At 73.2% G+C, this 11,793-nt stretch carries 3 protein-coding genes and 1 pseudogene; 1 reads left to right on the top strand and 3 read right to left on the bottom strand.

All coding sequences use genetic code 11. The annotated features are described in order from the left end of the window. Positions 1 to 74: 74 nt before the first annotated feature. The 3 genes from H4696_RS18205 to H4696_RS18195 are packed head-to-tail and all read right to left on the bottom strand — an operon-like array spanning position 75 to position 3,197. Positions 75 to 842: an ABC transporter permease gene (locus H4696_RS18205; RefSeq protein WP_086863762.1), complete on the bottom strand. Its 768-nt coding sequence runs from the start codon at positions 840 to 842 to the stop codon at positions 75 to 77. Then, positions 832 to 1,803: an ATP-binding cassette domain-containing protein gene (locus H4696_RS18200; protein WP_086863763.1), complete on the bottom strand. Its 972-nt coding sequence runs from the start codon at positions 1,801 to 1,803 to the stop codon at positions 832 to 834. The genes H4696_RS18205 and H4696_RS18200 overlap by 11 nt, the downstream gene beginning before the upstream one ends. Further along, positions 1,800 to 3,197 carry a glycosyltransferase gene (locus H4696_RS18195; protein ID WP_086863764.1) on the bottom strand — a complete coding sequence of 466 codons (1,398 nt, stop codon included), beginning with the start codon at positions 3,195 to 3,197 and terminating at the stop codon, positions 1,800 to 1,802. The genes H4696_RS18200 and H4696_RS18195 overlap by 4 nt, the downstream gene beginning before the upstream one ends. 323 nt (positions 3,198 to 3,520) lie before the next feature. Here H4696_RS18195 and H4696_RS50185 point away from each other — a divergent pair. Continuing rightward, positions 3,521 to 11,770: pseudogene (locus H4696_RS50185) on the top strand (type I polyketide synthase); the annotation flags it as partial. Positions 11,771 to 11,793: the final 23 nt, after the last annotated feature.

The raw sequence follows: 11,793 nt of genomic DNA, 5'->3' as shown, positions 1-11,793 counted from the left end.
CCCGCGGGGGGCGTGAGGGCACGAAAAACCGGGCCGGGGAAAGGATCCCCGGCCCGGTTTTTCGTGGAGCGAGATCAGGCAGCCACGGCCTGGAAGGTGCGCGAGTTCCAGCGCACCGCGAGCCCGGTCAACGCGATGATCACCACCGCACCCACCAGAGTCGGCACCAGCGGTAACGTCTCCCGGAAACTCGCCCGGCTGATGTCCACCACATACGCCAGCGGATTGAACCGCGAGAGCACGTAAAGCCACATCGGGGCCCGGTCCGGGGTGATCGGCAGCAGGATCCCCGACAGCAGCGTCAGCGGCAGGATCACGACGTTCACGATCGACGAGAACGTCTCTTCGTTGCGCAGCTTCAGCACGATCGCGTCCGCGCAGCACGCGATCGACAATGCCGTCAGCGCCGTGATCGCCAGGACCAGCGCCACGCCCACCGCGCTCACCGCCACGCCGAACACCAGGCTCGCCAGCAGCAGGATGATCACGCCCTGAACCAGCGAGAGCGTCACCGACGGCAGGGCCTGGCCGAGGCTCAGCGCCGTGCGGCTCACCGGCGTCACGCGCAGCCGGTCGACCGCGCCCGCCTTGATGCCCGACAGCAGGACGAATCCACAGTAGACACCGTTCGTCGCCGCGATCTGGATGATCAGCGCGGGGGTCAGGTCGACCCACGATGTCTGGGCCGGGACGCCCGGCGTCTTGCTGACCAGCACCGCCAGCAGCGGCCCGCACAGCACCAGGTACAGCACCGGCTGGATCATGCCCAGCATCAGGTACGGCTTGTTCCGCAGCACCACCGCCAGCTCGCTGCGGTAGACCAGGATCGCTTCACGCAGCATCGGTGACCTCCTTGACCGGCTCGCGCAGACCCCGGCCGGTCAGGGCGAAGAACACGTCGTCGAGCGTCGGGCGCTGCACGCGCAGCGCCACCAGCGGGATGTCCTGCTGGTCCAGCGCCCGCACCAGCGGCGACAGGACCTCCTCGCTCTGCGCGACCTGGAACCGTATCGTCGCGTCTTCGCGCCGCAGGCCGCGTACCCCGGGCAGGCCGGCGAGCAGCAGTTCCGCGTGGTCCGCGCGGTCCGGCGGCACCGTCACCTCGACGCCGTCGCCGAGCAGGCGGGACTTGAGCGCGTCCGGGGTGTCCTCGGCGACGATCACGCCGTCGTCGATCACCTGGATGCGGTCGGCGAGCGCGTCGGCTTCGTCGAGGTAGTGCGTGGACAGGAACACCGTCACGCCCTGCTCGTCGCGCAGCCGCCGGATGTGGCTCCACAGGTGGGCGCGGCTCTGCGGGTCGAGGCCGGTGGTCGGCTCGTCGAGGAACAGCACCACCGGCTGGTGCACCATGCCCAGCGCCAGGTCGAGCCGCCGCCGCTGGCCGCCGGACATGTCCGACGTCAGCCGGTCTTCCAGGCCGGTCAGGCCCAGCTGACCCGAAATCTCGCGGACGCGCTCGGCGGCGTTGGTCTTGTTGAGGCCGTAGAGCCGGGCCTGCAGCATGAGCTCTTCGCGGACCTTGCGCTCGTCGACCGTGCCGCCGCCCTGGGCGACGTAGCCGAGGTGGCGGCGCACCCGTTTCTGCTCGGTGAGCAGGTCGGCGCCGGCGATCCGGGCCTGCCCGGCGGTCGGGCGCAGCAACGTCGTGAGCATCCGCATGGTCGTGGTCTTGCCGGCGCCGTTCGGGCCGAGGAACGCGACGATCTCGCCGGCCTCGACCCGCAGGTCGACCCCGCGGACCGCGGCGACTTCCCGGCCGCCGGAGGTGAAGGTGCGGGCCAGCCCCGCGGCCTCGATCACCGGGCCGGCTCGGTCGCGGCCGGCGTCCCGGCGGCGAGCGCGAGCAGCGCGTCGACGGCACCCTCCCGGCCCCGGCCCGGCTCGTGCTGCAACCGCGCCATTTCCCGGGCCCGCGTGGTAAAGGACGGGTTCTCGAGCACTTCGGTCAGCTTCGCGGTGACGTCGTCGACGTCGATGCCGTGCGAGGACTCGACCACCAGCCCGACGCCGGTGTCGCGCGCCCGGACGGCCTGGTCGTAACCGTCGACGAACAGCGGCCGCAGCAGCAGCGGCTTGCCGAAGTAGAGGCTCTCGATGTAGCCGTTGCCGCCGCCGTGGGTGAAGTGCGCGCGGACGTGCGGGTGGGCGAGGACGTCGAGCTGCGACGGCAGCCACTTCTCGGCCCGCAGGTTCGACGGCAGTTCGTCGGCCGGCGGCAGCAGGTGCCACGACTGGGCGGGCAGCCGCCAGAGCACGGCGTGCTTGCCCTCGAGCCGGCGCGCGACCTCGACCAGGCCCTTGATCTCGGCCTCGCTCATCCGCACGACCGTGCCGAACCCGATGTAGACCACCGATTCGTGCCGGTCGAGCCAGCCCTTGACGTCCTGTTCGTCCGGCAGTTCCGGCAGCGGCGGCACGATCGCGCCGAGCATCCGGAAGTGCGCCGGGATGTCGACCGGGTAATCCAGCTCGGCGAGCGAGTAGACCAGCACGAGCGCGGCTTCGTCGATGCGGGACGTGTACTTGGCGGCCAGGCGTGAGACGCCGAGCTCCTTGTTGGACTTGACGTACTCGACGACCCGCTTGCGCAGCAGGGAATCGGTGAAGTAGAGCGCCTTGCGGCGGAACCCGAACCACGCGTTCGCCAGGCGCTGCCCGGCGGTCATGTCCAGCGGCAGCCCGGAGTGCGGGACGGGGAAGCCCGGCGGCAGGTTCGTCAGGTGGTTGCTCACCGAGAAGGGCACGCTCACGACGTGCGGGATCCGCTGCGTGACGGCCAGCTCGAACCCGGCGTGCAGCAGCGAATCGATCACCATCGCGGCCGGCTCGACCTCGCGCACGATCTCGGTGAGCGCGCGGTAGGCCTGGTCGCGGAATCGGGTGTCGAAGGTGTGGCGCATCAGGGCTTTGTGGGCTTTCCAGCGGGACTTCTGGGTGACCGCGTGGTAGGTCTCGTCGTCCCATTCACCGGAGGACAACTCGGGAATCGGCGCCCCGAGCGACCGGAACCCGACCCGGCTGCCGGTGCCGTCGGCCCCGATGGCCTCGACCTCGGCGCGGCGGTTGTCGAAGGTGGCGAAGTAGACGTCGGGGACCCCGCGCCGGGACAGCTCCGCCGCCAGCACGAGCAGGGAGTTGACCAGCCCGCTGTCGGGTGAGCTGACGAACAGGATCGGACGCCGTTCTCGGCTCATGGAGAAGCACCTTTCCTCGGCGGGAGCACACGGCCGCCGCGACCGTAACAACGGGCTTTCCGTGAATCACCTACATTCCGCGACGGCTTCGGTGGGCCCCGGCAAAGGTCTTGAATGGGTCATTCAGGACCGCTGAAGACCTGAATGAGTCATTCAAGACGCTGGCGAGCTGCCGCCAAGTGCCCGAGGACGGCCGGCGGCGCGAAGACTAAGGGTTTGCGGGCGCCGGACGCGGTTGACTCCAGCGATGCGGAACCCGGACCGCGGTGCCGCGAGTCCCGGCCGGACGACACCGAGAGGCGAGGATGGCCAGCGAGAGCCAGCTGCGTGACTACCTCAAGCGCGTCACCGCCGACCTGCACCGGTCGCGGCAGCGTGTGCGGGAGATGGAAGCCGCCGCCGGGGAGCCGGTGGCCGTTGTCGGGATCGGGTGCCGGTTTCCCGGTGGGGTGTCGACGCCGGATCAGCTGTGGGACCTGGTCGCCGGCGGCACCGACGCGATCGGGCCGCTGCCGGCCGACCGCGGGTGGTCCGCGCTACTGGCCGGCGTGGACCGCAGCACCATCAGCCTGGGGGACGTCGACGCGTGGCGCGGCGGGTTCGTCGACGGGGCCGACCGGTTCGACGCCGGGTTCTTCCGCGTCTCCCCGCGCGAGGCCCTCGCCATGGACCCGCAGCAGCGCCTCCTGCTCGAAGTCACCTGGGAAGCCCTCGAACGCGCCCGGATCGTGCCCGCGAGCCTGCGCGGCAGCCGCACCGGGGTGTTCGTCGGTACCAACGGCCAAAGCTACGGCAAGCTGCTCGCCGCGTCCGGGGAGACCGTCGAGGGCCACGCCGGCACCGGCACCACCGCGGCCGTGCTCTCCGGCCGCGTCGCCTACTCCTTCGGCTTCGAAGGGCCGTCGGTCACCGTCGACACCGCTTGTTCGTCCTCTTTGGTCGCCGCGCACTGGGCGACGCAGGCGCTGCGCTCCGGCGAGTGCTCCCTCGCGCTCGCCGGCGGCGTCACGGTCATGGCGACGCCCGAAGCGTTCGCCGAGTTCAGCAAGCAGGGCGGCCTCGCGCCGGACGGGCGCTGCAAGGCCTTCGCCGACGGCGCGGACGGCGTCGGCTGGGCCGAAGGCGCCGGGATCCTGGTCCTGGAACGGCTTTCCGACGCCCAGCGGCACGGCCACCCCGTCCTCGCCGTGCTGCGGGGCACCGCGGTGAACTCCGACGGCGCCAGCAGTGGCCTGACCGTCCCCAATGGACCATCGCAGCAACGGGTGATCCACGCCGCGCTCGCCGCCTCCGGACTGTCCACGGAGGACATCGACGTCGTCGAGGCGCACGGCACCGGCACCCGGCTCGGCGACCCGATCGAAGCACAGGCCCTGCTGGCCACCTACGGCCGCGACCGCGAGCACGACCTCCTGATCGGCTCGGTCAAGTCGAACTTCGGGCACACCCAGGCCGCGGCCGGGGTCGCCGGGATCATCAAGGCCGTCCTGGCCATCCGGCACGGCGAGGTGCCGCGCACCCTGCACGCCGACCGGCTTTCGTCCGAAGTGGACTGGCCAGCCGGTGCCGTCCGGCCGGTGACCGAGCCGGAAGCGTGGCCGGAGACCGGCCGTCCGCGCCGCGCCGCCGTCTCGTCCTTCGGGGTCAGCGGCACCAACGCGCACACGATCATCGAGCAGGCTCCCGAACCCGAGCCGGCCGACCGCGGGCCGCGCGCCGCCGGACCCGTGCCGTGGTTCGTCTCCGCCCGGTCCGAACCCGCCCTGCGTGCCCAGGCCGAGGCCCTCCTAGCCGCCACCACCGACGCCGACCCGGCCGACGTCGCTTTGTCGACCGCGACCACCCGCACGGCCTTCGAGCACCGTCTCGCGGTCACCGGAACGGACACCGCGGACCTGCGCGACGGCTTGCGTTCCTGGCTCGAGCAGGGTTCCGCCGCGAACGTCACCACCGGAACAGCGTCGCGTGGCGAGACCGCGTTCCTCTTCTCCGGCCAAGGCGCGCAGCGACTCGGAATGGGCACCCGGCTCGCCGAGGTGCACCCGGTCTTCGCCGAGACGTTCGCCGACATCTCGGAACGCCTCGGCGTGGTCACCGACGACCGTCTCGATCGGACAGAGCACGCCCAGCCCGCGCTGTTCGCCTACGAAGTCGCCCTCTTCCGGCTGCTGGAGTCGTGGGGCGTGCGCCCGGCGTTCCTGGCCGGGCATTCGGTCGGGGAGATCGCGGCCGCGCACGTCGCCGGGGTGCTCTCGCTTGACGACGCCTGCACGCTCGTGTCCGCCCGCGCGAAGCTGATGGGCGCGCTGCCCGAGGGCGGTGCGATGATCTCGGTCCGGGCGTCCGAAGTGGACGTCGCCGCCGAGGACGTCGACGTCGCCGCCGTGAACGGCCCGGAGTCGGTGGTGCTCTCCGGCCCCGAGGACGCCGTCACCGCGGTCGCCGCCAGGTTCCCCGGAGCCCGGCGGCTCAAGGTGTCCCACGCGTTCCACTCCCGCCTGATGGACCCGATGCTCGACGACTTCCGCGTCGTGGTAACGAAACTCTCCTTCGCCGAGCCGCACATCCCGGTCGTCGCGGGTGGCGACGTCACCGACCCGGAGTACTGGGTGCGGCAGGTCCGCGACACCGTCCGCTTCGGCGACGCCGTCGACCGGCTCACCGAGTCCGGAGTCACGCGGTTTGCCGAACTGGGCCCGTCGGCCGTCCTTTCCGGACTCGTGAACGGCGCGATCCCCCTCGCGCGGAAGGACCACGACGAAGCCACCGCCTTGATCGCCGGGCTGGCCGCGCTGCACGTCGCGGGCGGCACCGTCGACTGGGCGGCCGTGCACCCCGGCGCCCGCCCGGTCGACCTGCCCACCTACGCCTTCCAGCGCGAGCGCTACTGGCCCACGCTCACCCCGCGTACCGGCGACGCGGCCGGGCTCGGCCTCACCCCCGTGCGGCACGCGCTGCTCGGCGCCGTCCTCGACGTCGCCGCGAGCACCGAGACCGTGCTCACCGGCACCGTGTCCCCGGCCATCCAGCCCTGGCTCACCGGCCGGACGTCTTTCCCCGGCACGGGTTTCCTCGAACTGGCCCTGCGCGCGGCCCGCAACCTCGGCTGCCCGGAGATCGCCGAATTCACCCTCACCGAACCCCTGGTCCTGGCGGCGAAGGACGTCGTCGTGCTGCAGGTGCGGGTCGGCCCGCCCGACCCCGACGGCCGCCGGAAGGTCGACGTCCACTCCGCCACCGAAACCACGGCCTGGACCCACCACGCCACCGGCACCCTGGCCGCGACCGCGGGCCCGGAACCCGCCGTGCTGGCCGAAGGCGCCTACCTGACCGACGTCTCGCTCGAAGGGGACGCGGGCGCCTTCGACCTCCACCCCCTGCTCCTCGCCGAAGCTGTTCAAGCGTGCGGCGAGGAACCGGTGACCTGGCGCGGGGTTTCCCTGCACGCACAGGGATTGACGCGGCTACGGCTGCGCGTCGCCCCGCTCGGTGGCACGACGGTAAGCCTCGCCCTGCTCGATTCCGCGGACCGGCCCGTGTTCACCGCCGCCGAGGTCGAGTTCGGCGGTGCCGTCCGCGAGATCGAAGCCGCGCCGGCCACGCCGGTCCGGGTGCCGGCGAGCCCGGTCGCCGGAGACTGGGCCGCGCTCGGTGACGCGGACCGCGTCCGCGCGGCCGAAGACCTGGTCCGCACCACCGTCGCCGCCGTGCTCGGCCACGGTGACACCGGCGCCGTCGGTACCGGCGATCCCTTCACCGACCTCGGCTTCGACTCGATGATGTCGGTCGAGCTGCGCAACCGGCTCACCGCGGCCACCGCGCTCGACCTGCCGGCCACGCTCGTGTTCGACCACCCGACCCCGGCCGCCGTCGCCCGCCTGCTGCTGGCCGGGCTCTTCGGCGACGACGAGCGCGCCGGCCCGGTCCGCCGGGCCCGGGCGCGCACCGACGACCCGGTCGTCATCGTCGGCATGAGCTGCCGCTACCCGGGGGGCGTTCGCTCGCCCGAAGACCTCTGGACGATGGTCGCGAACGGCCACGACGCCGTCGGCCCGTTCCCCCGCGACCGCGGCTGGGACCTCGCGACGCTCGCCGCGGGCGCGTCCGCCACCACCTACGGCGGGTTCCTCGACGAGATCGACCGCTTCGACGCCGCGTTCTTCGGCATCTCCCCGCGCGAAGCCCTCGCGATGGACCCGCAGCAGCGGCAGGTCCTGGAAACCTCCTGGGAGGCCTTGGAAGACGCCGGGATCGACCCGCTCGGCCTGCGCGCCACCCCGACCGGCGTGTTCGTCGGCACCAACGGCCAGGACTACGCGAGCGTCCTCGCGGGCAGCGACGCCGACGTCGGCGCGCACGCCGGGCTCGGCAACGCGGCCAGCGCGGTCTCCGGGCGAGTGTCCTATGTGCTCGGTCTCGAAGGCCCGTCGCTGACCGTCGACACCGCGTGCTCCTCGTCGCTGGTCGCGTTGCACCTGGCGGCGCAAGCACTGCGGGCGGGGGAGTGCGAGCTGGCGCTCGTCGGCGGGGTGCTCGTGATGTCCAGCCCCAACTACTTCCTCGGCACCAGCCAGCAGGGCGGGCTCGCGCCGGACGGGCGCTGCAAGGCGTTCGCCGACGCGGCCGACGGCACCGGCTGGGCCGAGGGTGTCGGGATGCTCGTCGTGGAACGGCTTTCCGACGCCCGCCGCCGCGGCCACGAGGTACTGGCTGTGGTGCGCGGTTCCGCGGTCAACTCCGACGGCGCGTCCAACGGCATCACCGCGCCCAACGGCCCGTCGCAGCGCCGGGTGATCCGGGCCGCGCTCGCCGACGCCGGTCTGTCCACTTCGGATGTCGACGTCGTCGAAGCGCACGGCACCGGCACGACCCTCGGCGATCCGATCGAAGCCCAGGCGCTGCTCGCGACCTACGGTCAGGATCGCGAAACGCCGTTGCTGCTGGGGTCGTTCAAGGCGAACATCGGTCACACGCAGGCCGCGGCCGGGGTCGGCGGGGTGATCAAGGTCGTGCAGGCGATGCGCCACGGCCTGGTGCCGCCGACCCTGCACGTCGACGCGCCGTCGTCGCATGTGGACTGGACGGCCGGGTCGATCGACCTGGTCACCGAAGCGACGCCGTGGCCCGAGGTGGACCGGCCGCGCCGGGCGGGCGTGTCCGCGTTCGGCGTCAGCGGGACCAACGCGCACGTCGTGCTCGAACAGGCTCCCGAGGCACCCGCCCCGGCGCCGGAACCGCCGGCCGCCGTGGTGCCGTGGGTACTGTCGGCCCGCAGCCGGACCGCGCTGCACGCCCAAGCCGCGCGCCTGGCCGACGCCGGAACACCGCTCGCCGCCACCGGGCTCGCCCTCGCCACCCGCCGGGCCGCGCTGGAACACCGCGCCGTCGTCATCGGCGCCGACGTCGAAACGATGCGCTCAAACCTGGCCGGGAACCTCGTCGAAGGCACCGCGCGCGACGGCGGCACCGCACTGCTGTTCACCGGCCAGGGCTCCCAGCGCCTCGGTATGGGGCGTGGCCTGTACGACCGCTATCCCGTGTTCCGGGCCGCCTTCGACGAGGTCTGCGCGGAGTTCGGCACCGAGCTGAAGGACGTCGTCTTCGGCGACGCCGCCCGGCTGGACACCACCGGCTGGGCGCAGCCCGCGATCTTCGCCGTCGAGGTCGCGCAGCTGCGGCTGCTGGAGGAGTGGGGGGTCCGGGCCGACCACCTGGCCGGGCATTCGATCGGGGAGATCGCCGCCGCGCACGCCGCCGGGGTGCTGTCGCTGGCCGACGCGTGCACGCTCGTCGCGGCGCGCGCCCGGCTGATGCAGGAACTGCCCGCGGGCGGGGCGATGTTCGCCCTGCGGGCGAGTGCCGCCGACGTCGAGCCGCTGCTCGGCCCGGACGTCGCGCTCGCCGCCGTCAACGGGCCGTCGTCGGTGGTGATCGCCGGGACCGAAGCGGCCACGCTCGCGGTGGCGGAACGGTTCGAGAAGGCCCGGCGGCTGACCGTCAGCCACGCGTTCCACTCGCCGCTGATGGAGCCGATGCTGGAGGACTTCGCCAAGGTCGTCGCCGGGCTCGACCTGCGGGTGCCGCGGCGGTCGCTGCTCTCCGCGGTGACCGGGCGGCTTGAACAGGAGCTGTTCGCCACCGCCGAGTACTGGGTCGACCACGTGCGCCGGACCGTCCGCTTCGGCGACGTCGTCGCGGACCTGGCCGGGCGCGGGGTCACGCGGTTCGTCGAGGTCGGCCCGGACGCGGTGTTGTGCGGGATGGCCGCCGAGAGCGTCGACGCCACGTTCGTGCCGCTGCTGCGGGCGGGGCACGACGAGGAGACGGCGATCGTCACGGCGCTGGGCCGGTTGCATGTCGACGGCGTGGCGATCGACTGGCACCGGTTCTTCGCCGGGGTCGACGCGCGCGGGGTCCGCCTGCCGACGTACCCGTTCCAGGGCGAGCGGTTCTGGCCGGAACCCGTTGCTGCCATGCCGGTCGAGCCCGCGGACGGCTTCTGGGCCGCGCTCGAAGGCACCGATGTCGAAACGCTGGCCGCCGAACTCGGTGCCGACGCCGGCGAGCTGGCCCGGGTGCTGCCCACGCTTTCCGCGCACCGCAGGGGATATGTCGACAGGTCCACAACGGACAGCTGGCGCTACCGCGTCGACTGGCAGCCGTTCACGGGCACGGCCGCGCCGCGCCGGGAGGACTGGCTGATCGCGGTGCCCGCCGCACTCGACGGCGACGAGCGCGTCGATGTGCTCGTCGACGTCTTGGGCGCGGACACCGTCCGGCTGGTCGTCGACGGGCCGGACCGCGCGGCGCTGGCCGAGCGGATCACGGCGCTGCTGGAGACGTTCCCGAGCCCGGCGGGCGTGCTGTCACTCCTCGCACTCGATGAGACGCCGACGCCGGACGCGCCGTCGGTGCCCGGCGGCCTCGCCACGACGGCGACGCTCGTCCAGGCCCTCGGGGACGCCGGGGTCGACGCGCCGCTGTGGTGCCTGACCACCGGCGGGGTGCGGACCGGGCCGGGCGACGCGGCGGGCAGCCTCGCGCAGGCCGCGGTGTGGGGTCTGGGGCGGGTGGCCGCGATGGAGTACCCCGGTCGCTGGGGCGGGCTCGTCGACGTGCCGCCGGACTTCGAACCCCGCGCACTGACCCGGCTGCCCGGAACCCTGGCCGCGGCCGGGGAAGAGGACCAGATCGCCCTGCGCGCGAACGGCGCGCTGGTGCGACGGCTCGTGCCCGACCCGGCCGGACCGTCCACTGGACACGGAGGCGAGGTGCCCACGGACGGCACGGTGCTCGTCACCGGTGGTACCGGCGCCCTCGGCGGCAAGCTCGCGCACTGGCTCGCCGACGCCGGCGCGGGCCACATCGTGCTCACCAGCCGCCGCGGGCTCGACGCGCCCGGCGCCCGCGAACTGGCCGACGAACTCACCGCCGCCGGGGCACGGGTGACCGTCGCCGCCTGCGACGTCTCCGATCGGGACGCCCTGCGGGCCCTCATCGAGAACCTGCCCGAGGAGTTCCCGCTGCGCGGCGTCGTCCACGCGGCCGGGGTGCTCGACGACTGCGTGGTCGACGCCGTCGACCCGAGCCGGTTCGAAACGGTCCTGCGGCCCAAGACCACCGCCGCCGTGAACCTGCACGAACTGACCACCGGCCTCAGCCTCTTCGTGCTCTTCGCCTCCATCGCCGGCACCGTCGGCGGGCCCGGGCAGGGCAGCTACGCCGCCGCGAACGCCGTGCTCGACGCGCTCGCCGAACAGCGGGCCGCCGCCGGGCTGCCCGCGCTGTCGGTCGCCTGGGGTGCGTGGGGCGAGGTCGGCATGGCGGCCGACCCGGCCATCCAGGAACGCATGCGCCGCAGCGGCGCCGCCGCCCTCGCCCCGCGCCGGGCGCTGCTCGCCCTCGGGGAAGCGCTGCGCCGCGGGGACACCTCGGTCACCGTGGCCGACATCGACTGGACGCGGTACGCGCCCGGCATGGCGCTCATGCGGACGACGCACCTGCTCGACGGCATCCCCAGCGCCCGCACGGCCATCGAAGCCGCGCGCAAAGCCCCGGATACCGCCGAGGCGCCGCTCGCCGAGCAGCTGGCCGGGATGTCGGAACCCGAGCGCGTCAGCACGTTGTCGAAGGCGGTGCGGACGGCGGCCGCGATGATCCTCGGGCACGCCTCGGGGGACGCGATCGAGCCCGAGGCGAAGTTCGGCCTGCTCGGCTTCGACTCGCTGAGCGCGGTCGAGTTCCGCAACCTCCTGGCCCGCCGCACCGGGCTGAACCTGCCGCAGGGCCTGGTCTTCGACCACCCGACGCCGCTCGCGCTGGCGCAGTACCTGCGCGCGGAGCTGGTGCCGGACGGTCAGCCCGCGGCCGATCCGCTGGACGCCGAGCTGGCCGCGCTGGAACGGGCGATGACGGCCGGTGACCTCGACGAAACCCGCCGGGACGCGGTGTCCCGGCGGCTGCACCGCCTGCTCGACGGGCTGCGGCCGGAGCGCGCGGACGGCGAAGACGTCTTCGCGGCTTCGGACGACGAAATGTTCGACCTGCTCGGCAAGGAGTTCGGGATCTCGTGAGCACGCAGGATGGGCGAGCGCTG

Source organism: Amycolatopsis lexingtonensis, assembly GCF_014873755.1.
Taxonomy (GTDB): domain Bacteria; phylum Actinomycetota; class Actinomycetes; order Mycobacteriales; family Pseudonocardiaceae; genus Amycolatopsis; species Amycolatopsis lexingtonensis.
Note: the sequence above shows the minus strand (reverse complement) of the source record. Positions and strands in the feature narration are given on the sequence as shown.